At 72.7% G+C, this 21,561-nt stretch carries 18 protein-coding genes; 9 read left to right on the top strand and 9 right to left on the bottom strand.

What is annotated here, in order from left to right; all coding sequences use genetic code 11:
* Positions 1-187 precede the first annotated feature (187 nt).
* Positions 188-1,003, top strand: coding sequence for an SAM-dependent methyltransferase (locus tag ACZ7LY_RS18265; RefSeq protein ID WP_471625628.1), 816 nt, complete (start codon positions 188-190; stop codon positions 1,001-1,003).
* Positions 1,000-3,147: a putative bifunctional diguanylate cyclase/phosphodiesterase gene (locus tag ACZ7LY_RS18270; protein WP_471625629.1), complete on the top strand. Its 2,148-nt coding sequence runs from the start codon at positions 1,000-1,002 to the stop codon at positions 3,145-3,147. The genes ACZ7LY_RS18265 and ACZ7LY_RS18270 overlap by 4 nt, the downstream gene beginning before the upstream one ends.
* Positions 3,148-3,400: 253 nt before the next feature.
* Here the strand turns inward: ACZ7LY_RS18270 and ACZ7LY_RS18275 are convergent, their stop codons facing one another.
* Positions 3,401-4,291 (bottom strand): LysR family transcriptional regulator, encoded by an 891-nt coding sequence (locus ACZ7LY_RS18275; protein WP_471625630.1) that lies wholly within the window; start codon positions 4,289-4,291, stop codon positions 3,401-3,403.
* Positions 4,292-4,388: 97 nt separating this feature from the next.
* On the opposite strand from ACZ7LY_RS18275, the gene ACZ7LY_RS18280 reads away from it, so the two are divergent.
* The 4 genes from ACZ7LY_RS18280 to ACZ7LY_RS18295 all read left to right on the top strand — a co-directional run bounded on the left by ACZ7LY_RS18280 (position 4,389) and on the right by ACZ7LY_RS18295 (position 9,516).
* On the top strand, positions 4,389-5,096 hold the full coding sequence (locus ACZ7LY_RS18280; RefSeq protein WP_471625631.1) for a succinate dehydrogenase: 708 nt from the start codon (positions 4,389-4,391) through the stop codon (positions 5,094-5,096).
* Positions 5,097-5,101: 5 nt separating this feature from the next.
* The gene (locus ACZ7LY_RS18285; RefSeq protein WP_471625632.1) at positions 5,102-7,051 is read left to right on the top strand and encodes a fumarate reductase/succinate dehydrogenase flavoprotein subunit; all 1,950 of its coding nucleotides are present in this window, start codon (positions 5,102-5,104) and stop codon (positions 7,049-7,051) included.
* Complete coding sequence (locus ACZ7LY_RS18290) at positions 7,048-7,794, top strand: succinate dehydrogenase/fumarate reductase iron-sulfur subunit (RefSeq protein WP_471625633.1); 747 nt, start codon at positions 7,048-7,050, stop codon at positions 7,792-7,794. The genes ACZ7LY_RS18285 and ACZ7LY_RS18290 overlap by 4 nt, the downstream gene beginning before the upstream one ends.
* A 189-nt stretch (positions 7,795-7,983) precedes the next feature.
* Positions 7,984-9,516 (top strand): acyl-CoA synthetase, encoded by a 1,533-nt coding sequence (locus tag ACZ7LY_RS18295; RefSeq protein WP_471625634.1) that lies wholly within the window; start codon positions 7,984-7,986, stop codon positions 9,514-9,516.
* 26 nt (positions 9,517-9,542) lie between these two features.
* On the opposite strand, the gene ACZ7LY_RS18300 is transcribed toward ACZ7LY_RS18295, so the two are convergent.
* Positions 9,543-11,933 (bottom strand): ATP-binding cassette domain-containing protein, encoded by a 2,391-nt coding sequence (locus ACZ7LY_RS18300; protein ID WP_471625635.1) that lies wholly within the window; start codon positions 11,931-11,933, stop codon positions 9,543-9,545.
* A gap of 105 nt (positions 11,934-12,038) precedes the next feature.
* Entirely contained in the window at positions 12,039-13,046 is a 1,008-nt protein-coding gene (locus tag ACZ7LY_RS18305; protein ID WP_471625636.1) for an LLM class flavin-dependent oxidoreductase, read from the bottom strand.
* 71 nt (positions 13,047-13,117) lie between these two features.
* Here ACZ7LY_RS18305 and ACZ7LY_RS18310 point away from each other — a divergent pair, with 71 nt between their 5' ends.
* The gene (locus ACZ7LY_RS18310) at positions 13,118-13,606 is read left to right on the top strand and encodes a phosphatase domain-containing protein (RefSeq protein WP_471625637.1); all 489 of its coding nucleotides are present in this window, start codon (positions 13,118-13,120) and stop codon (positions 13,604-13,606) included.
* Positions 13,607-13,664: 58 nt separating this feature from the next.
* Here ACZ7LY_RS18310 and ACZ7LY_RS18315 read toward each other — a convergent pair whose 3' ends face one another.
* Positions 13,665-13,886 carry a dodecin gene (locus ACZ7LY_RS18315; protein ID WP_471625638.1) on the bottom strand — a complete coding sequence of 74 codons (222 nt, stop codon included), beginning with the start codon at positions 13,884-13,886 and terminating at the stop codon, positions 13,665-13,667.
* Between the two features lie 200 nt (positions 13,887-14,086).
* On the opposite strand from ACZ7LY_RS18315, the gene ACZ7LY_RS18320 reads away from it, so the two are divergent.
* Entirely contained in the window at positions 14,087-15,370 is a 1,284-nt protein-coding gene (locus ACZ7LY_RS18320; RefSeq protein WP_471625639.1) for an extracellular solute-binding protein, read from the top strand.
* Positions 15,371-15,387: 17 nt separating this feature from the next.
* Here ACZ7LY_RS18320 and egtD read toward each other — a convergent pair whose 3' ends face one another.
* Genes egtD through egtA form a run of 4 tightly spaced genes read right to left on the bottom strand, consistent with a single transcriptional unit; the run spans position 15,388 to position 19,767 of the window.
* Positions 15,388-16,356, bottom strand: a complete 969-nt coding sequence (egtD, locus tag ACZ7LY_RS18325) for an L-histidine N(alpha)-methyltransferase (protein WP_471625743.1) — start codon at positions 16,354-16,356, stop codon at positions 15,388-15,390.
* A 5-nt stretch (positions 16,357-16,361) separates the two neighbouring features.
* On the bottom strand, positions 16,362-17,117 hold the full coding sequence (gene egtC, locus ACZ7LY_RS18330) for an ergothioneine biosynthesis protein EgtC (protein WP_471625640.1): 756 nt from the start codon (positions 17,115-17,117) through the stop codon (positions 16,362-16,364).
* Complete coding sequence (gene egtB, locus ACZ7LY_RS18335) at positions 17,117-18,466, bottom strand: ergothioneine biosynthesis protein EgtB (RefSeq protein ID WP_471625641.1); 1,350 nt, start codon at positions 18,464-18,466, stop codon at positions 17,117-17,119. Before egtB ends, egtC begins: the two co-directional genes overlap by 1 nt.
* The gene (gene egtA / locus ACZ7LY_RS18340) at positions 18,463-19,767 is read right to left on the bottom strand and encodes an ergothioneine biosynthesis glutamate--cysteine ligase EgtA (protein ID WP_471625642.1); all 1,305 of its coding nucleotides are present in this window, start codon (positions 19,765-19,767) and stop codon (positions 18,463-18,465) included. The genes egtB and egtA overlap by 4 nt, the downstream gene beginning before the upstream one ends.
* 215 nt (positions 19,768-19,982) lie before the next feature.
* Between egtA and ACZ7LY_RS18345 the strand changes: the two genes are divergently transcribed.
* Complete coding sequence (locus tag ACZ7LY_RS18345) at positions 19,983-20,819, top strand: TIGR02452 family protein (RefSeq protein WP_471625643.1); 837 nt, start codon at positions 19,983-19,985, stop codon at positions 20,817-20,819.
* 206 nt (positions 20,820-21,025) lie between these two features.
* Here the strand turns inward: ACZ7LY_RS18345 and ACZ7LY_RS18350 are convergent, their stop codons facing one another.
* Positions 21,026-21,481 carry a type II toxin-antitoxin system PemK/MazF family toxin gene (locus ACZ7LY_RS18350; protein WP_471625644.1) on the bottom strand — a complete coding sequence of 152 codons (456 nt, stop codon included), beginning with the start codon at positions 21,479-21,481 and terminating at the stop codon, positions 21,026-21,028.
* Positions 21,482-21,561 lie beyond the last annotated feature (80 nt).

Here is a 21,561-nt window from a genome sequence, read left to right on the forward strand (position 1 = left end):
GGAACGGGCCGGTTCTTTTCGGTGGGGAAAGAGATGGTTTCGGGGTGGTTTCGGGCCGCGGTGAATTGGCACGTGCCGGAGGCAGTGACCGAGAACGGACGGTCAATTTCCGTTTTGACTCGCTCCTTTGGCGGCTGATCAGTAGCCTCTGCTCGAACACCGGCTCGCCTACGCCTTGGAGAGAGTGATGGAGCGTCCCGCCTGGGCCCCTTCGGGCATCGACATCACGGTGCCCAGTGTGTCCCGGATCTACGACTACTACCTGGGCGGTTCGCACAACTTCGAGGTCGACCGGGAAGCCGCCCGCAAGGCCATGGAGTTCCTGCCGGGCCTGCCCAAGATCATGCAGGCGAACCGTGCCTTCATGCGACGCGCCGTGCGCTTCGCCGCCGGCGAGGGCATCACCCAGTTCCTCGACATAGGCTCCGGCATCCCGACCTTCGGCAACGTCCACGAGGTCGCCCAGCAGGCGAGCCCCGGCGCCCGCGTGGTCTACGTCGATCACGACCCGGTCGCCGTCGCGCACAGCCGGGCCGTACTCGAAGGCAATACGGACACCGCCGTGGTCGCCGCCGATCTGCGCAAGCCGCAGGAGATCCTCGACAGCCCCGAGGTCGGCGAACTCCTCGACCTGGACCGCCCGGTGGCCCTGCTCCTGGTCGCCGTCCTGCACTTCATCGAGGATGCCGACGACCCGCGCGGCGCCGTCGCCGCGCTCACCCGGGCGCTCGCCCCCGGCAGCATGCTCATCCTGACGCACGCCTCCTACGAGCACATGCCCGTCGCCGCCGACCGGACCGACGGCGCGGCGGACGTCTACCGCAAGGACGTCCGCAACCCGCTCATCGCGCGCGGCCGCGCCGAGATCGAGCGGTTCTTCGAGGGGTACGAGGTGGTCGAGCCGGGCATCGTGCCGATGCCCGTCTGGCGGCCGCAGACCGCGCCCGAGGACGAGGACCCGTACACCTTCGCGGGCTATGTGGGAGTGGGGCGCAAGCCGTGAACCGAGAGCCGGGCGGACCGGAGGACAGACTGCGCAGGTTCGCCACGATATGGAGCCGGGCCATCTACCCGGTGACGGCGACCTCCGCGACACGGCCCGAGTTCGAGGGCGAACTCCTGCCGCTCGCACGGCGGTTGAGGGACGGGCTCGCCGCGCGGGCCCACGACGCGGCGGCCGGCCGGGCGGTCGGCGCCGCCCTGATCGGCGCGCACTGCACCGACCCCGACGCGCTCAGCCGCACCCTCGACGTGATCGACGCCTACCTCGTCCTGTACTGCGGCGAGGACATCGACACCGCCGGGCGCGAGGAGGACCTGCGGGCCCGCAGCTCGCGCATCCAGCACGCCGTCGCCGCCGGCTTCGCCGCCGCCCTGCGCGAGCGCACCCTCGTCGAGCAGGAGGCCATCTCCCGGGCCGCGCTCAACGCCCGCAGCGCCGTCGCCGAGGCCCTGCACGCCAGCGAGGCCCGCTTCCGCGCCGTCTTCCACGGCGCCGCCATCGGCATCAGCATCGCCGACCTCGACGGCACGATCCTGGAGGTCAACGACGCGGCCGTACGGATGTTCGGCGGCAGCGAGGGACTGCTGCGCGGGCACAACGTCGCCGAGTGGACCCACCCCGACGACGCCCCGCACGTCTGGCACCTCTACCACGAGCTGGTGCGCGGCGACCGCGAGCACTACCGCGTCGAGAAGGCGTTCCACCGCCCCGACGGCACCGCCCTGTGGACCAACCTCACGGTGTCCCTGCTGCGCGACAAGGACGGCGTGCCGCAGTACCAACTGGCGCTCATGGAGGACACCACCGAGCGCCGGCTCCTCAATCTGCGGCTGCGCTACGAGGCCACGCACGACGCGCTGACCGGGCTGCCCAACCGCACCCTGTTCTTCGAACGCCTCGAAAAAGTCCTCGGCGCGGGCGGCGGCACCCGCTTCGGCCTGTGCTACCTCGACCTCGACGGCTTCAAGACCATCAACGACAGCCTCGGCCACGCGGTCGGCGACCGGCTCCTCGTCGAGGTCGCCGACCGGCTCCAGGCGTGCGCCACCGCGCCCGGCGAGATGGTCGCGCGGCTCGGCGGCGACGAGTTCGTCGCCCTGACCACCGGCCAGGACACCGAGGCCGAGGTGGACGAGCTGGCCGGGCGCATCATGCACGCCCTCGCCACCCCCATCCGCATCGACGGCCGCGAACTGACCGTGCGCGGGTCCATCGGCGTCGTCGAGGGTCCCGCGGGCGAGCGCAGCCCGGCGGAGGTGCTGCGCAGCGCCGACATCACCATGTACCGGGCGAAGTCCGCGGGCGGCAACCGCTACGAGCTGGCCGACCCCGAGGCCGACGCGCGCGCCATCACCCGGCACGGGCTCACCACGGCGCTGCCCGCCGCGCTGGACCGGGGCGAGTTCTTCATCGAGTACCAGCCGCTCGTCCACCTCGACGACGGCAGCGTGCACGGCGCCGAGGCCCTCGTACGGTGGCTGCACCCGCAGCACGGCGTGCTCGGGCCCGACCGGTTCATCCCGCTCGCCGAGCACACCGGGCTCATCGTGCCGCTCGGGCGCTGGGTCCTGGAGGAGTCCGTGCGCCAGGCCCGCGTCTGGCAGGAACTCCACGCCGACGGCGGACCCCTGCGGATCAACGTCAACCTCTCGCCGATGCAGCTCACGCACCCCGGGCTCGTCTCCGACACCGTCGACATCCTGGAGCGGTCCGGGCTCGCGCCGGGCGCCCTGTGCCTGGAGGTGACGGAGTCGGCGCTGATCGGGGCGGACGACGATCTGCTGAAACCGTTGCGCAGGCTCTCCGAGATGGGCGTGGACATAGCGCTGGACGACTTCGGCACGGGTTACTCGAACCTGGCGAACCTGCGGCGGCTCCCGGTGAACGTGCTGAAGCTCGACCGGTCCTTCACGCAGGGCATGCAGCAGTTCCCGGCGGACCCGGTGGACCTGAAGATCGTGGAGGGGATCGTCTCCCTCGCCCACAGTCTGGACCTCGCGGTGACCGTGGAGGGCGTCGAGACGGGGGCGCAGGCCGAGCAGTTGCGGGAGCTGGGCTGTGACACGGCGCAGGGCTGGTACTACGCGCGGCCCGGGCCGCCGGACCGGCTGCACGAGCTGGCGCTGGCGGACGCGACGGGCTGACTCCGTCGGTTCACCGGATTCCGGCTGCCGCTCCGGTGGGGGCTGGTCGCGCCCCGCGGCGAAGCCGCACATCGACGCGGCCCCGCGCCCCTGAAGGCATGCGGCTTCGCCGCGCCTTCCCCGGATGACAGGCTCCCCGCGCCTTGATCGGGGAAATGCGGCGCGAAGCGCCATGCATTTCAGGGGCGCGGGGAACTGCGCGATCAGCCCCCACCGGGCCGCGGCCGCTGACGAGACCAGGCGCCCCGAGCTGTCACGTGTCCCGCGCAAAAAGTAGGCGCTGAAGCTCCCGCGCGGCCCGCGGCGGCGCCACATCGGACCGGTGCGCCAGCGCGATGGTCCGGTGCAACCCGGGCCGCTCCAAGGGCGTCACCCGGAGATCCGCCCCGGCCCGCGCCGCGACCATGGCCGGAACGACGGCCACCCCCAGACCGGCCCGCACGAACCCGAGCACCGCGTCCATCTCCCCGCCCTCCACCGCGAAGTCCGGCTCGAACCCCTCCGCCCGGCACGCGGCGACCGTCAGCTCCCGCAGGTCGTACCCGTGCCGGAACATGACGAGCCGCTCGCCCTGGAGATCCGCCACCCGCACCGCCGCCCGCCCGCCCCCGGGCCGCCCCGCGCCCGGCGAGGAGACGACCACCAGGTCCTCCCGCAGCAGTTCCACGGTCGTCAGCGCGGGCGCCGGCGCCGGCAGCGGTAGCACGATCAGGGCGAGGTCGAGCGCCCCGCGCGCTAGTTCCCGTACGAGGTCGTGGGAGCCGCTCTCCTGGATGAGCAGCTGGATGCCGGGATAGCGGTCGTGGAAGGCGCGCAGCACGTCCGGCAGCAGGCCCGTGCAGAGCGACGGCGTCGCCCCGAGCCGCACCCGCCCGCGCCGGAGCTGCGCCAGTTCCTGCACCTCGTGCCGCGCCGTCTCCGCGTCCGCGAGGATGCGCCGGGCCAGCGGCAGCAGCGTCTCGCCCGCGTCGGTGAGCGTGATGTTGCCCCGGGCCCGCTGGAAGAGGTCCACCCCCAGCTCCCGCTCCAGCGCGCGGATCTGCTGCGACAGGGACGGCTGTGCCACGTGGACCAGCTCGGCGGCGCGCGTGAAGTGCCGGGTCTCGGCGACCGCGACGAAGTACTGGAGCTGCTGGAACTGCATGCCGGCCAGGATAGTTCCGTCGATAGGGAACGCCTATGGAAATGAGCCACACCATGTCTTGGACCGATCGGGTCCAATGGCCCTAGCGTCTTGTGACATGGCTCTGGCAACGCGGACGGGCCGACGCCCGTCCATGACGCGCACGATCTGGGACAGCACGCTCGGCAAGAAGACCGTCATGGCGGTCAGCGGCCTCGTGATGCTGCTCTACCTGGTCGCCCACATGATCGGGAACCTCAAGATCTTCTTCGGCCCCGAGGAGATCAACCACTACGCGCGCTGGCTGCGCACCATGGGCAGCCCGGTCCTGCACCACGAGTGGGGCCTGTGGATCGTCCGGATCATCCTCGTCGCCGCCGTCGTCGCGCACGCCGTCTCCGCGTACCAGCTCAGCCGCCGCGACATCAAGGCGCGCCCCAGCGCCTACGTGCACAAGAAGCCGCGCGCGAGCTACGCCACCCGCACCATGCGCTGGGGCGGGATCATCCTCGGCCTGTTCATCGTCTGGCACATCCTCGACCTGACGACCGGCACCGTGCACCCGGGCGGCTACGAGCACCTGCACCCGTACCAGAACATCATCGACACGTTCTCCACGTGGTACGGCAACGTCATCTACATCGTCGCCATGGTCGCCCTCGGCTTCCACGTGCAGCACGGGTTCTGGAGCGCCGCGCAGACCCTCGGCGCCGGCAGCCGCACGCGGGACCGCGCCCTGAAGACCGCGGGAAACGTCCTCGCCGTCGCTCTCACGCTCGGCTTCGTCGCCGTGCCCGTGGGCGTCATGACCGGATTGGTGAGCTGAAGCACATGACCCGTTACGTGGACTACACCACTGGTGCTCCCGTGAAGGACACCAAGGCGCCCCAGGGGCCGGTCGCCGAGCGCTGGGACACCCGCCGCTTCGAGGCGAAGCTCGTCAACCCCGCGAACCGGCGCAAGCACACCGTCATCGTCGTCGGCACGGGCCTCGCCGGCGGCAGCGCCGGAGCCACCCTCGCCGAACAGGGCTACCACGTCGTGCAGTTCTGCTACCAGGACTCGCCGCGCCGCGCCCACTCGATCGCCGCGCAGGGCGGCATCAACGCGGCGAAGAACTACCGCAACGACGGCGACTCCGTGCACCGCCTGTTCTACGACACCGTCAAGGGCGGCGACTTCCGCGCCCGCGAGTCCAACGTGCACCGGCTCGCGCAGATCTCCGTCGAGATCATCGACCAGTGCGTCGCGCAGGGCGTGCCGTTCGCCCGCGAGTACGGCGGCCTGCTCGACACCCGCTCGTTCGGCGGCGTGCAGGTCTCCCGTACGTTCTACGCGCGCGGCCAGACGGGACAGCAACTCCTGCTCGGCGCCTACCAGGCACTCAGCCGGCAGATCGCGGCCGGGAACGTCGAACTGCACCCCCGTACCGAGATGCTCGACCTCGTCGTCGTGGACGGCAAGGCGCGCGGGATCGTCGCCCGCGACCTCATCACCGGGAAGATCGACACGTACTTCGCGGACGCCGTCGTCCTCGCCTCCGGCGGCTACGGCAACGTCTTCTACCTGTCGACCAACGCGATGAACTCCAACGCGACCGCGATCTGGCGGGCCCACAGGCGCGGCGCCTACTTCGCCAACCCCTGCTTCACGCAGATCCACCCCACCTGCATCCCGCGCACCGGCGACCACCAGTCCAAGCTGACGCTGATGAGCGAGTCGCTGCGCAACGACGGACGGATCTGGGTGCCGAAGGCCAAGGGCGACGACCGGCCCCCGAACCGCATCCCCGAGGACGAGCGCGACTACTACCTGGAGCGCATCTACCCCTCCTTCGGCAACCTCGTACCGCGCGACATCGCCTCCCGCGCCGCGAAGAACGTCTGCGACGAGGGCAGGGGAGTGGGCCCCGGCGGACAGGGCGTCTACCTGGACTTCGCCGACGCCATCGCCCGCATGGGCAGGAAGGCCGTCGAAGCCAAGTACGGCAACCTCTTCGACATGTACCAGCGGATCACCGACGAGGACCCCTACGAGGTCCCCATGCGGATCTACCCCGCCGTGCACTACACGATGGGCGGCCTGTGGGTCGACTACGACCTCCAGACCACGATCCCCGGCCTGTTCGCCGTCGGCGAGGCCAACTTCTCCGACCACGGCGCGAACCGGCTCGGCGCCTCCGCGCTCATGCAGGGCCTCGCCGACGGCTACTTCGTGCTGCCCGCCACCATCAACGACTACCTCGCCCGCAACCCCCACGAGGAGCCGGTCGACGACGGCCACCCCGTCGTGCAGGAGGTCCTCGCGGAGACCGAGGACCGGCTCAACCTGCTGCTCGCCGTCGACGGCGACCGCACCCCCGACTCCTTCCACCGTGAACTCGGCGAACTCATGTGGGAGTTCTGCGGCATGGCCCGCAGCGACGAGGGTCTGCGCACCGCCCTGGAGCGCATCCCGCGGATCCGCGAGGAGTTCTGGCGGCGCATCAAGGTCCCCGGCACCGGCGAGGAGTTCAACCAGTCGCTGGAGAAGGCCAACCGGATCGTCGACTACCTGGAGCTGGCCGAGCTGATGTGCCTCGACGCGCTGCACCGCGCCGAGTCCTGCGGCGGTCACTTCCGCGAGGAGTCGCAGACCCCCGACGGCGAGGCCGCGCGCCGCGACGAGGAGTTCTCCTACGCCGCCGCCTGGGAGTTCACCGGCACCGGCACCGCGCCCGCCCTGCACAAGGAAGACCTCGTCTTCGAGTACGTCCACCCCACCCAGCGGAGCTACGCATGAAGCTCACCCTGCGCGTCTGGCGCCAGAAGAACGCCGACGCCGACGGCGCCATGTCCACGTACGAGGTGGACGGCATCTCGAAGGACATGTCGTTCCTGGAGATGCTCGACACCCTCAACGAGGAACTCATCCTCAAGGGCGAGGACCCCGTCGCCTTCGACCACGACTGCCGCGAGGGCATCTGCGGTGCCTGCTCGCTCGTCATCAACGGCGACGCGCACGGCCCCGAACGCACCACGACCTGCCAGCTCCACATGCGGTCCTTCCAGGACGGCGACACGATCGACATCGAGCCGTGGCGCGCCGCCGCGTTCCCGGTCGTGAAGGACCTCGTCGTCGACCGCTCCGCCTTCGACCGCATCATCCAGGCGGGCGGCTACGTCACCGCCCCCACCGGCGCGGCCCCGGAGGCGCACGCCGCGCCGGTGCCGAAGGCCGACGCCGACTTCGCGTTCGAGCACGCCGAGTGCATCGGCTGCGGCGCGTGCGTCGCCGCCTGCCCCAACGGCGCGGCCATGCTGTTCACGTCCGCGAAGGTCAACCACCTCAACGTGCTGCCGCAGGGCGCCCCCGAGCGCGAGACCCGCGTCCTCGACATGGTCGCGCAGATGGACGAGGAGGGCTTCGGCGGCTGCACCCTCGCCGGCGAATGCGCCACCGCCTGCCCCAAGGGCATCCCCCTGTTCTCCATCACCAGCATGAACAAGGAGTGGCTCCGCGCCAACCGCAAGGTCGCCCGCTGAGGGCGCGCTGAGGGCTCGTTGAGGGCCCCTCACCAAGAGACGTCCCGCGAACAGCGCGGGGTGGGCGGGACCGGGAGTGGTGCTCAAACCCCCGGTCCCGTCATCGCATCCAGGCATGAGCGCCGCCCGTTCCAGAACTTCTGTGACGCCCCCTGACGCGGCGCGGGGGGTGCGCAGTACCGTCCCCGCATGTATCCGGGAGCGTACGACCCCGTCAGGACGGCCGTCGTCAGCGCTGACGGCTCCACCCGACTCACGTATGGCGCGCTGGAGGAGAACTCCGTGCGGCTCGCCGCTCATCTGCGGGGCGTGGGGCTGCGCAGAGGGGATCATCTGGCGCTGCTCGCCGACAACGACCCGCGCGTGTTCGAGGTGTACTGGGCGGCGCTGCGCTCGGGGCTGTATCTCACCGCCGTCAACCATCATCTGACCGCCGACGAGGCCGCGTACATCGTGCGGGACTGCGGGGCCCGCGCGCTCATCGTGTCGGGGGCGCTCGGCGGGCTCGGGGAACAAGTGGCGCGGGCGGTGCCGGAGGTGGGGCATGTGCTGCGGTTCGACGACGGCGGTTACGCCGATGCGCTGGCCGCCGCCAGTCCCGTACCGCCCGACGTGCAGCCGCGCGGCGCCGACATGCTGTACTCGTCGGGGACCACGGGCCGGCCCAAGGGCATCGAGCCGACGCTGCCCGAGGGCGACATCCGCACGGACCCGTCCACGTACCAGCTCCTGTTCCAGCCCATGTACGGCTTCGACGAGGACACCGTGTATCTCAGCCCCGCGCCGCTCTACCATGCGGCGCCGCTGCGGTTCTGCGGGACGGTCCTCGCGTGCGGCGGGCGCGTCGTCCTCATGGACGCCTTCGACGCGCGCGGCGCGCTCGCCGCGATCGAACGCCATCGCGTGACGCACAGCCAATGGGTGCCGACCATGTTCGTACGGATGCTGAAGCTGCCCGAGCGGGAGCGCGCCGCCTACGACGTGTCGTCCCTGAAGGTCGCCATCCACGCCGCCGCGCCCTGCCCGATCGAGGTCAAGCGGCGGATGATGGAGTGGTGGGGGCCCGTCCTGTACGAGTACTACGCGTCGACGGAGGCCAACGGCATCACGTTCATCGGCCCCGAGGAGTGGCTGGCGAAGCCCGGCAGCGTCGGGCGTGGCGGTCTGCTCGGCGAGGTGCGGATCTGTGACGACGCGGGCAAGGTGCTCGGCCCGGGGGAGACCGGCGTCGTCTACTTCGAGCGCGACGAACTCCCCTTCCGCTACCACCGCGACGACGGCCGCACCCGCGAGGCCCAGCACCCCGTGCACCCGCACTGGACGACGACCGGCGACATCGGGCACCTCGACGCGGACGGCTATCTGTACCTCACCGACCGGCTCGCCTTCACCGTGATCTCCGGCGGCGTGAACATCTACCCGCAGGAGATCGAGGACTGCCTCGTCCTCCACCCGGACGTCACCGACGTCGCGGTCGTCGGTGTGCCCGACGAGGAGATGGGGGAGCGGGTACGGGCCGTCGTCCAGGCAGCCGAGCACGCGACGCCCGGCCCCGGACTCGCCGCCCGCCTCCTCGCCCACGTACGCGAACGCATCGCCGGGTACAAGGTGCCCCGGGAGGTCGTGTTCGTGGACGCGCTGCCCCGCACCCCGACCGGCAAGCTCGCCAAGGGCCGGCTGCGCGCGACGGGCCAGGACACCGCGCCGGTCAGTCAGTCGTGACAGCGTTCAGCCGGCCATGACGCCCGTCAGCCGGTCATGACGCGTCGCAGATAGGGCGCCGTCCGGCTGGCCGGGTCGGCGGCCACCGCCTCGGGCGGGCCCGCCGCGACGACCCGGCCGCCCTCGTCACCGCCGCCGGGCCCCATGTCGATCACCCAGTCGGCGCCCGCGACCACCGTCATGTCGTGCTCGACGACGACCACGGACTGGCCCGCGTCGACCAGGCCGTGCAGTTGGCGCAGCAGCACCTCCACGTCGGCGGGGTGCAGCCCGGTCGTCGGCTCGTCGAGGAGGTACAGGGTGTCTCCGCGCCGCACCCGCTGCAACTCGCTGGCCAGCTTGATGCGTTGGGCCTCGCCGCCGGACAGCTCGGTCGCCGGCTGGCCGAGCCGCAGATAGCCGAGCCCCACGTCGAGCAGCGTGCGCAGGCTGCGCAGCACCGGGCGCGCCGCGTCGTCGCCGGACGCAGCGAAGAACTCCGCCGCCGCCTCCACCGTCAGATCGAGGACCTGCGCGATGCTGCGCCCGTGGTACGTCACTTCGAGCGTCGCCGGGTTGTAGCGGGCGCCGCCGCAGTCCGGGCAGGGCGCGTACGTGGAGGGCAGGAAGAGGAGTTCGACGCTGACGAAGCCCTCGCCCTGGCAGGTCTCGCAGCGCCCGCCCGCCACGTTGAACGAGAACCGCCCGACCCCGTACCCGCGCTCCTTCGCCGCGTCGGTGCCCGCGTACAGCTTGCGCACGACGTCGAACAGGCCGGTGTACGTGGCGAGGTTGGAGCGCGGGGTGCGGCCGATGGGCTTCTGGTCGACGACCACGAGGCGCCCCACGCCCTCAAGGTCCTCGGTGATCTCCCCGATGAGGGTCGACTTGCCGGACCCGGAGACACCCGTGACGGCGGTGAACGCGCCGAGCGGCACCTCGGCGCTCACCCCGCGCAGGTTGTGCCGCGTCACCGGCCCCACCTTCAACCAGCCCCGCGGCTCCCGCGCCTGACGCTGCGTCATCGGACCGTCGGCGAACAGGAACCGGCCCGTCGCCGACTCCGGGACGCCCCGCAGCCCGTCCACCGGCCCGCTGTGCAGCACCCGCCCGCCGTGCTCACCGGCCAGCGGGCCGACGTCCACGAGCCAGTCCGCGCGCCGCACCACGTCGAGATGGTGCTCGACCACGAACACCGAGTTCCCCGCCGCCTTCAGCCGCTCAAGCACCGTCAGCAGCGACTCCGTGTCCGCCGGATGCAGCCCCGCCGACGGCTCGTCCAGCACGTACACCACGCCGAACAGGCCGGAGCGCAACTGCGTGGCCAGGCGCAGGCGTTGCAGCTCACCGGCCGACAGTGTCGGGGTCGCGCGGTCCAGGCTCAGATAGCTGAGCCCGAGTTCGGCGACCGTGCCGATCCGCGCCCGCAGGTCGTCGGTCAGCGCCCGCGCCGTCGCGCTCTGGTCCGGTGCGTCGAGCAGCGCGTCCAGCTCCGCGAGCGGCAGCCGGGCCAGCTCCGCGATGGTGCGGCCCGCGAACGTGACGGCCAGCGACTCCGCCCGCAGCCGCGCCCCGCCGCACACCGGGCACGGCTCGCTGCGCAGGAACCGCTCCGCCTTCGCCCGCAGCGTCTGGCTCTTGGAGTCCGCGAACGTCTTCAGCACATACCGGTTCGCGCTCATGTACGTGCCCTGGTACGGGCGTTGGATACGGCCCGCCTCCCGCACCGGATGCACGGTGACGACCGGCTGCTCGTCGGTGAACAGGATCCACTCCCGGTCCGCCCGCGCCAGCTCCCGCCAGGGCCGGTCCACGTCGTAGCCGAGCGTGTCGAGGACGTCCCGCAGGTTCTTGCCCTGCCACGCGCCGGGCCACGCCGCGATGGCGCCGTCGCGGATCGACAGCGACGGGTCGGGGACCAGCAGCTCCTCCGTCGTGCGGTGCACCTGCCCGAGTCCTTGGCAGTGCGGGCACGCCCCGGCCGCCGTGTTCGGCGAGAACGCGTCGGAGTCCAGCCGCTCGGCGCCCTCCGGGTAGTCGCCCGCCCGCGAGAACAGCATCCGCAGCGAGTTCGACAGCGTCGTCACCGTGCCCACCGACGACCGGGACGTCGGCGCCGACCGGCTCTGCTGGAGCGACACCGCCGGCGGCAGCCCGCTGATCTCTCCGACCTCCGGCGCCCCCACCTGATGGATCAGCCGCCGCGCGTACGGGGCGACCGACTCGAAGTACCGGCGCTGCGCCTCCGCGTAGATCGTGCCGAACGCCAGCGACGACTTGCCCGAGCCGGACACGCCCGTGAACACGGCGAGCACATCGCGCGGGATGTCCACGTCGACCCCGCGCAGATTGTGCTCACGGGCGCCGCGCACCCGCACGAACCCGTCGTGCGCGGGCGGCAGCGGGGCGTGGGGGCCAGGCGAGGACGGCTCGGACATCGGTGACGCTCCAGATCGACGGCGTACGGGACGGTCGCGCGCCGCGCGGTCACGACCGGACGACGCTCCCTCTCGGGTGAGGAAAAGCGACCAAACCCCACCATCCTAGGCTGGGGTCAGGCGCGCGAGCCGGGCCAGTCTGCGGTAGGACTCCAGCAGGCCCTCACGGTCGTACGTACTGGTCGTGACCAGCACCTCCTGGGCGCCGCTCTCCTTGATGAGCGTCTCCAGCCCGCCCGCGACCTGCTCCTCGGTGCCCACGACGTGCCCGCGCAGCCCGGACTCGTACAGCTCGCGCTCCTTCGCGGTCATCTCCAGCGCCGCCACGCGCTCGGCGGGCGGCAGCGGCGGGAACGTCCCGTGGGTGCGGCTGTACGCCCCCGACCACGCCTCGGGCACGAGCAGCCGGCGGGCCTCCGGCTCGCTGCCGGCCACCGCGACGGTCCCGGAGATCACCACGTACGGCTCCGGCGCCCACGCCGAGGGGCGGAACAGTTCGCGGTAACGCTCGATGCCGCGCAGCATCCGCTCCCGGGAGCGGAAGTCGCCGATCACCAGGGGCAGGCCCGCCTCGGCGGCGATCGTGGCGCCCTCGCCCATCGCCAGCACGAACGGCGGCACGCGCAGCCCCTCCGACGGGCGCGCGTGGACACGGGTCGCGGACGTGCCGACGAAGAACGCGAGGAGTTCGGCGACCTGCCCCGCGAAGTCGTCGGCGTCGTCCTTGCCCCGGCCCAGCGCCCTGCGCACCCCGTCCGTGAACCCCACCGAACGCCCGAGACCCATGTCGATCCTGCCCGGGAACAGCGCTTCGAGCACCCCGAACTGCTCGGCCACCACCAGCGGCTGGTGGTTGGGCAGCATCACCCCGCCCGTGCCCACCCGGATGCGGCGGGTCGCGGCGGCGACGGCGGCCGCGAGGACGGTCGGCGCGGAACCGGCGACGCCTGGCACGCCATGGTGCTCGGAGACCCACACCCGCGCGTACCCCAGCCGCTCCAGGTCCTGGGCGAGCGCGACCGTGTCGCGCAGCGCGTCGGCGGCGGAATGCCCCTCGCGGGTGCGGGAGCGGTCCAGGACGGAGAAACGGGTCGACTCGATCACGGTGCTCACGTCCGTTCCAACGCCCTGGGCGCGTCAGGATTCCCGCGCGGGCGCCCCCGTACGACCTTAGGCTGGCGCCCATGCCCCCCGACGCACGCCCGCTGGCCGTCTTCGACCTCGACGGCACGCTCGCCGACACCGGCCACCGCCGGCGCTTTCTCGAGCGCAGGCCACGCGACTGGGACGCGTTCTTCGCCGCCGCCCCGCACGACCCGCCGCTCGACGAGGGCGTCACGCTCGCCCGACGCAGCGCCGAGGAGTGCGAGATCGTGTATCTGACGGGCCGCCCCGAGCGCTGCCGCGCCGACACCGAGACCTGGCTCGCCGCGCACGGACTGCCGCCGGGCGAGCTGCACATGCGCCGCGACCACGACCGCAGGCCCGCCCGCCGCACGAAACTGGACCTGCTGCGCCGCCTCACCCGCGGCCGCGACCTGCGCCTCTTCGTGGACGACGACCCCCTGGTCTGCGAGGACGCGGAGAGCGCCGGCTACCCGGTCGTACGGGCGACGTGGGCGCCGCAGTCCGCGCCGCTCAGAGACGCGCAGGAACGAGAGGGCCGGACCTGAGCGGCCCGGCCCGGCGCGATCGGGGGACGGTGAGCGCCGTCAGGACGGGGTGTCGCCGTCAGGACGCGGTGTCGTCGTCCAGGCGGAAGCCGACCTTCAGGCCGACCTGGTAGTGCTCGACTTCGCCGTCCACGATCTGGCCCCTGACCTGCGTGACCTCGAACCAGTCGAGGTTGCGCAGGGTCTGCGAGGCGCGCTTGACGCCGTTGCGGATCGCCTGGTCGACACCCTCGTGGGACGTGCCCACGATCTCCGTGACGCGGTACGTGTGATTCGACATGCCTCCACCGTGCCCCAGGCCGCCGGGCGGCGCCACCGTTGCGCGAGAGGGGAGTGTGCCGGTGTTCGCGGGGAGGTGAACTTCCGGTAACCCTTGACCGGGGTATTGGTACATACCAAAATCCGAGCACACCCGTACGCGCCGTGCGCTTCCCCCACGTCGGGCCGACCCTCCCTGTCCGCAGGCAGAAAGTGACCCCCGTGAGAACCCGTCGATCCGTGCTGGCCCTCGGTTCCCTCCTCGTCGCGGGCGCTCCGCTCACCGCGTGCGGGCTGCTCCCGGGCGGTGACGCGCCCCGGACGCGGACCGTCACCGTGTGGCTGATGCGGGGCAGCGCGTCCGACGCGTTCCTGAAGAGGTTCACCGAGCGCTTCGAGGCGGACAACAGCGGCCTCACGCTCGACATCCGTATCCAGGAGTGGACCGGCATCGGCGAGAAGGTCACCAAGGCGCTCGCCCTCAAGCGGGCCAAGGCCGGTACCCCGGACGTCATCGAGGTCGGCAACACGCAGGTACCGCAGTACATCGACGGCGGCGGGCTGCTCGATCTGTCCCTGGAGTCCGCCCGCGACCTCGGCATGGACGACTGGCTGCCCGGTCTCGCCGAGCCCGGCGTCGCCAAGTCCCGCCAGTACGGCATCCCCTGGTACGCCGCCAACCGCGTCGTCATCTACAACAAGTACCTCTTCCGGCGTGCCGGCGTCCGCAAGCCGCCCGCCACCCGCGACGACTGGCTGGAGCTGACGCGCCGCCTCAACACCGGCTCCACGCAGGGCATCTACCTCGCCGGCCAGGACTGGTACACGCTGTCCGGGTTCGTCTGGGACGAGGGCGGCGAGCTCGCCCGCGAGGCGACCGGCGTGTGGACCGGCGCCCTCGACACGCCCGCCGCCCTGCGCGGCATGGAGTTCTACGCCCGCCTCCAGGCGCTCGGCGACGGGCCGAAGAACGCCGACGAGGAACACCCGCCGCAGACCGAGCAGTTCGCGGGCGGTGACATCGCGCAGATCATCTCCGTGCCGGGCGCCGCCCAGCGCATCCTGGAGAAGAACCCCGGACTCAAGGGCAAGCTCGGGTACTTCCCCATCCCCGGCAAGCGCGCGGGCCGAGCCGGGGCGGTCTTCACCGGCGGCTCCGACCTCGTCGTCCCCGCCAACACCGCCGACCGCGCGGGCGCCGTCGCCGTCGTCAAGGCCCTGGCGGGGCGCCGCTGGAACACCGAACTGGCCCGCACCATGAACTACGTCCCCAACAAGACGACCCTCGCGGGCGCGGTCGCCGGGGAGCCCGGGGTCGCCGCGATGGCCGTCGGCGCCGCCCACGGCAAGGCCACGCCCGCGTCCCCGCTGTGGGCGTCCGTCGAGTCCGCCGACAACCCCATCAAGGCGTACATGTCCCGGGTGCTGAACGGCGCGGACGCCGCGACCGAGGCGAAGAAGGCGTCCCGCGAGATCACCCGCCGCCTCGACGAGAGCGGCGAGTGACCCGCACGGCCGCCCGGTCAGTCGGCGGCGACCCGGCTCAGTGACAGGGCGAACCGCTCCTCGCCGTCCGTCCACCACTCGGCCAACTCAAGCCCGGCCGCGAGCAGTTCGGCGGCGACGCGCTCCCTGCGGAACTTCGCCGACACCTCCGTGCGCAGTTCCTCGCCCGCCGCGAACTCCACGGCGAGGCCGAGCGCCGGGATCTTCACGGTCTGCGCGGCCGTGGATCGCAGCCGCATCTCGATCCACTCCCGCTCCGCGTCCCAGAGCGCCACGTGCTCGAACGCGTCGACGTCGAAGTCGGCGCCCAGCTCGCGGTTGACGACAGCCAAGACGTTCTTGTCGAACGCGGCCGTCACCCCCGCCGCGTCGTCGTACGCGGCGACCAGCACCTCCTCGCTCTTCACGAGGTCCGTGCCCAGCAGGAAGAAGTCGCCGGGCCGCAGCAGTCCGCGTACGGAGGTGAGGAACGCGGCCCGTTCGGCGGGCAGCAGGTTGCCGATGGTGCCGCCGAGGAACGCCACCAGGCGCGGCCCCGGCGTCGGCGGCAGCTCGACCGCCCGGGTGAAGTCGGCGACCAGGGCGTGGATGGCGAGCGAGCGCCCCTCGTCGAGCAGCGTGCGGGCGGCGCCGCGCAGCGCGGACTCGCTCACGTCCACGGGCACGTACGCCCGCAGCCAGGGCAGGGCGTCGAGCAGGTGCCGGGTCTTGTCGGACGAGCCGGACCCCAGCTCGACCAGGGTCGCGGCGCCGGTCGCCTCGGCGATCTCCGAGGCGCGCGCGATGAGGATCTCGCGCTCGGCCCGCGTCGGGTAGTACTCGGGGAGGCGGGTGATCTCGTCGAACAGTTCGCTGCCGCGCGCGTCGTAGAACCACTTGGGCGGCAGCGACTTGGGGCTACGGGTCAGGCCGTGCAGGACGTCGGCGCGCAGCGCGGCGCCCGTCGCGTCCTCGGGCAGGGTGCGGGTCACGTCGAAAGGGGGCAACTGGCTCACGCAGACGGCTCCTTGAGCGGGGTCAGCAGGACGTCGGTGCGGGTCGCGGCGAGCAGGGTGCGGTCCGGGACCTCGATCCAGCGCGGATCGTCGTCGTACGGTTCGGAGGCGACGACCGTGCGGTCGCCGGGCCCGGTGAGATACCACAGGGTGTCTCCCCAAGCGGTCGCGGCGATCGTCGCGCCGTCGGTGACAAGGAAGTTGAGCCGCGCGCGGGGCGCCGCCTCGGCGACCTCGCGGACGGTGTCGGCGAGGGCCTGCGGCGGCTCGTCGCCCGCGCGCAGCCGGTACAGCACCAGCGCCCACAGGAACGCGGCGTCGCACCGCGCCTCCAGGGACAGCAGCTCGGTCGCCGGCAGCGTCGTGGTGAGCGGCGCCAGCGAGCGCGGCCAGCCGGGGACCGCGCCGTTGTGGCTGAACAGCCAGGGGCCGCTCGCGTACGGCGCTGCCGCCGCCTGCCCGTCGGCGCCCGCCAGCGTGGCGTCCCGGACGGCGGCGAGCACCGCGCCCGAGCGCACCACGCGGGCCAGGTCCGGGTATGTCTCGTCGCCCCAGATCGGCACGGCCCGCCGGTAGCGGGCGGGCACCGGATCGCCCTCGGCGTACCAGCCGACACCGAAGCCGTCGGCGTTGACGGTGCCGTGGCGCTGCCTGCGCGGCTCCCAGGACTGGCGCAGCAGACTGTGCGCGGGCCCGTCGACGATCTCGCCGAGCGGAACGGGCGGGCCCAGATAAGCGAGGTGACGGCACATCAGGGCGCCTCCTGCGGGTGGGCGTCGCGCGCGGTGCGGAACCCGGCGAAGATCTGCCGCCGGACCGGATAGTCCCAGTTGCGGAACGTGCCCCGGCAGGCGATCGGGTCCACGGCGAACGAACCGCCCCGCAGCACCTTGTGGTCCGGCCCGAAGAACACCTCCGAGTACTCCCGGTACGGGTAGGCCACGAACCCCGGGTACGGCAGGAAGTCGCTCGCCGTCCACTCCCACACGTCACCGATCAACTGCCGTACGCCGAGCGGCGACGCGCCGAGCGGATAGCTCCCGGCGGGTGCCGGACGCAGATGGCGCTGGCCAAGGTTCGCGTGGTCGGGCGTCGGGTCGGCGTCGCCCCACGGGTAGCGGCGGGAGCGGCCCGTCGCCGGGTCGAAGCGGGCCGCCTTCTCCCACTCCTCCTCCGTCGGCAGCCGCCGCCCCGCCCAGCGGGCGTACGCGTCGGCCTCGTACCAGCTCACGTGCAGGACCGGCTCGTCGGGCGGCACCGCCTCCGTCACCCCGAACCTGCGGCGCACCCACCGGCCGCCCTCCCGGCGCCAGAACAGCGGTGCCTCCAGGTCGTGTTCGCGGACCATCGCCCACCCCGCCGGTGCCCACCAGCGCTCCTGGCGGTAGCCGCCGTCCGCGATGAACTCCTCGTACGCGGCGTTCGTCACCGGGGTCGCGTCGATGTGGAACGCCGGGACGAGCCGGGTGTGGGCGGGCCGTTCGTTGTCCAGCGCCCACGGCTCGGCGCTCGTGCCCATGGTGAACGGGCCTCCGGGCACGAGCACTTCGGCCGGACCCTCGTACGGGCCGGACGGCGGGGCCGGGTCCGGGGCGGTGAGCGCCGCCGGACCCTTGCGGAGCTGATGGGTGATCAGCATCGTCTCGTCGTGCTGCTGTTCATGCTGGGCGATCATCCCGAACGCGAACCCGGAGCGGGTCAGCCGGTCCGGGCCCTCCGCGTCGAACGACGCCCGCTCCAGCACGTCGAGCGCCCGCCCCCGCACCTGCGCCGCGTACCCGCGCGCCTCGTCCGGCGCGAGCAGCGGCAGGCTCGGCCGCTCGGAACGCGGATGCTCGAACGCGTCGTACAGCGGGTCGATCTCGGGCCGCATCGCCTCCCGGCCCGCGACCGCCCGCAGCAGCCACTGCTCCTCCTGGTTGCCGATGTGCGCGAGGTCCCACACCAGCGGTGACATCAACGGCGAGTGCTGCGCGGTCAGTTCAGGCACCTCGACGCAGCTCGTCAGCAGGGTCGTCCGCCGCCGCGCCGCATCGAGCGCCAGCGCCGCGCGCTCCCGCAGCGCCGACGGGTCCCAGGTCACGTTCTCCTCGACGGTCATGAGCGCACGGTCCTCCCCGATGCGGGGCCGCCCTGCGCGGAGCCGGGCAGCCGGTCCAGTACGTCGTCGGCGGGGCAGCGGCCCCGCAGGACATAGCGGTGCGTGTACTCCGCGACGGCACGGCACACGTCCGGGCCCGCGCCGAGCCGCGGCAGCGCTTCGAGCGCCGCCGCGAAGCAGGCCGTCGCCGCCTCCCGCAGCTCCGGGTCGGTCAGCGCGAGACGGGCCGCGTCCCGCCACAGCGGGTTGTGCGGCGCGGGCGCGGCACCGGCCCGCTCGGCGAGCGGCTTCACCGCGCGGTAGGCGGTCTCGGCGGCCTGCGCGTCGTCGAACAGGGCCGTCGTCACCGCCAGCGGCACCAGCCAGCCGTCGTCACCGGGCTGCGCGTCGATCATGCGCAGCTCCAGATGGCCGCGCGGCCGCACCGGCGGGAACAGCGTGGTCAGGTGGTAGTCGAGGTCCGCGCGGGTCGGCGGGCGCGGAACCCGGCCGCGTACCCACTGCCGGAACGTGAGCCCGTCCGGCACCTGCCACGGCCCCTCGCCGTCCTCGCGCACACACATCACGCCCGCGTCCAGGACGTGCCGCGCCCACGCCGAACGGGGCTCGTCCGTGATCCGGGGTGCGTCCGAGCGGCTGCCCTCGATGCGGTCCCACAGCATCTGCCGCGTGGACCGCCATCCTGTCGAACGGCCCGTCAGCATCGGGGAGTTGGCGAACGCGGCGACCAGCACCGCGCCCAGGAGATGGGAGAGCACCCAGCGTCTGCGGTGCCCGCGCGGGCCAGGCTCCTCGTGCCCCGCGTCCAGGCACACCTGCACGGACGCCGACGAGCACATCATGCCCCGCCCGGCCGGTCCCGCGCGGTCCAGCGCGGCCTCCATCGCGTCGTACCGGGGCTGGCGCAGCACCCGGCGCGGCGGCCGCCACGGATCGGTGCCCAGGCCGGACAGGACGAGCCCGTGGCCGAGAAGCGACGCCCGTACGGCGGCGAGGTCGGCCCGCATGTCCGCGACACACGCCGCCAGTGAGGCGGCCGGCGCGGAACTCAGTTCCAACTGGCCGCCCGGCTCCACGGTCAGCGCCGACCGCAGCGGCAGCGCGCGCAGCGCCACATAGGCGGCGTCCAGCCGTTCCGGGGGCAGCGTCAGGCGCGGCCTGCGCGGCTCGTGAACGATCCACTCCAGTTCCACGCCGACCGTGCGCGGCGGCCCGGTCTTGAAGCAGATGCCCTGGACCAGGGCCTCCACCTCGGCCTCGGTGACCAGCTCACCGAGGGGCGAACAGTCTGCCTCGCTCATGCCAAGAACCTCCTGGTTCTCATGCCTCCCATGGTCCCCAAAGAGGACCATGCCGTCGATTCGACCGGTCCGGGCGCCGCCCGCGAGCGGCGCCCGTCCCAGCCAAGACCGTCCCGCGCGTGCGCACAAGAGCGCGAAATTCCGTTGCCCCGCTTGTCACCGTCCACACACGATGGGTTCATGGACAAGACGGGGAACAGGCCGGAGGCACACCGATGAGCAGCCGGCTGCGCGCCATCGCGCGCGAGACGCGGGAGATCGTCGACGCGGGGGAGTACCGCCTCGACGACGGCCTTACGGTCACGCTCCGTGACGCCGTCGAGCGCGCCCGGGAGGGTACGCGGCTGTACGGCCCGGAGCCGGTACCGGTGCCCGCCGCCCCCGCGCGGCCCGCGCCGACAGCCGTCCAGGTCACCGGCGAGAGCAGCCTCGAAGCGGCCCGCCGCATGACGGACGCGGCGCCGGAGCCCGTGGCCGTACTGAACTTCGCCTCGGCCCGCAACGCCGGCGGTGGCTTCCTCAACGGGGCGCAGGCCCAGGAAGAGGCCCTCTGCCGCTCCTCCGCGCTGTACACGTGCCTGCTGCGCGCCCCGGAGTACTACGCCCACCACCGCGCCCACCGGGACGCCTTCTACACCGACCGCGTCATCCACGCGCCCGGCGTCCCCGTCTTCCGCGACGACGCGGGGCGGCTGCTCGACGAGCCGTTCACCGTGGGCTTCCTGACCTCGCCCGCGCCGAACGCCGGGGTGATCGCGGCCCGTTCGCCCGAGCGCGTGGCCGAGATCGGACCCGCCCTCGCCTCCCGCGCGGCCCGCGTTCTGGAGGTCGCGGTCGCCGAAGGGTACGGGCGGCTCGTCCTCGGCGCCTGGGGGTGCGGTGTCTTCCGCAACGACCCCGCGCAGGTCGCCGGCGCCTTTCGTGCCCTGCTGGGCGGGCGCTTCCGGGGGTGCTTCGACGAGGTCGTCTTCGCGGTTCTCGACCGGCGGGGGGTGACGCTGGCCGCGTTCGAGCGGGAGTTGAGTCAGCTCGGGGCCGGTGCGTCTCGCTGAGCGCGCGGTTTCCTGTGACCCCGGGGAGGTCGGCTCCGGCCGGTGGGGGGCCTCGGCTTTCGTCGTGGCCGGTCGCGCAGTTCCCCGCGCCCCTTACGGGGCTGGCCTCCGCGTCAACTCCCAGCCCCTCCGGCGATTGAGGAGCGGGGGCTGGGGCGGAGCCCCGGAGTGCCGGGTGCGTTGTGCGGCCAGTTCAGCCCCGGTGGTCAGGTCCAGGCGTAGCGGTCGCGGAGGCGGTTCACGACCGTCGTGAACCGGCCCCTGTCCAGCGCGCACGCCTCCCGCCGCATCCCGGCCTCGTGCACCCGCAGCACCCGGTCGAGGTTCACCCACGACTCGCGGCCCTCGCGGTCCCAGGGGCCCGAGCCGAGCGCCACCCACTCGCGGTCGTCGTCGTGCCGCTTGCTGGACAGTTGCACGGCGAGCAGCGTCCCGGCGCGCTCCCGGGCCACGACCAGCACCGGCCGGTCCTTGCCGCGCCCGTCGTTCTCCTCGTACGGCACGAAGGTCCACACGATCTCGCCCGGGTCAGGGGCGCCGTCGTGCTCCGGCGCGTACTCCGTGCGCACCGGTCCGACCCGGTCCGGGTCGGCCTCCACGGTGGCGGTGGCGCCGTCGCGGCCGGGGTGCTCGTGTGTCGGTTCGTCAGTGAAGGCAGTCACGGGGGTCACGTTAGCCAAGGCGCTCGTACGGGGCACAGGGGGACCTGGACGGCCCAGCCCGCGCGGCGCGCCCGGGCCGC

It is taken from the genome of Streptomyces sp. NPDC107550 (assembly GCF_055639095.1).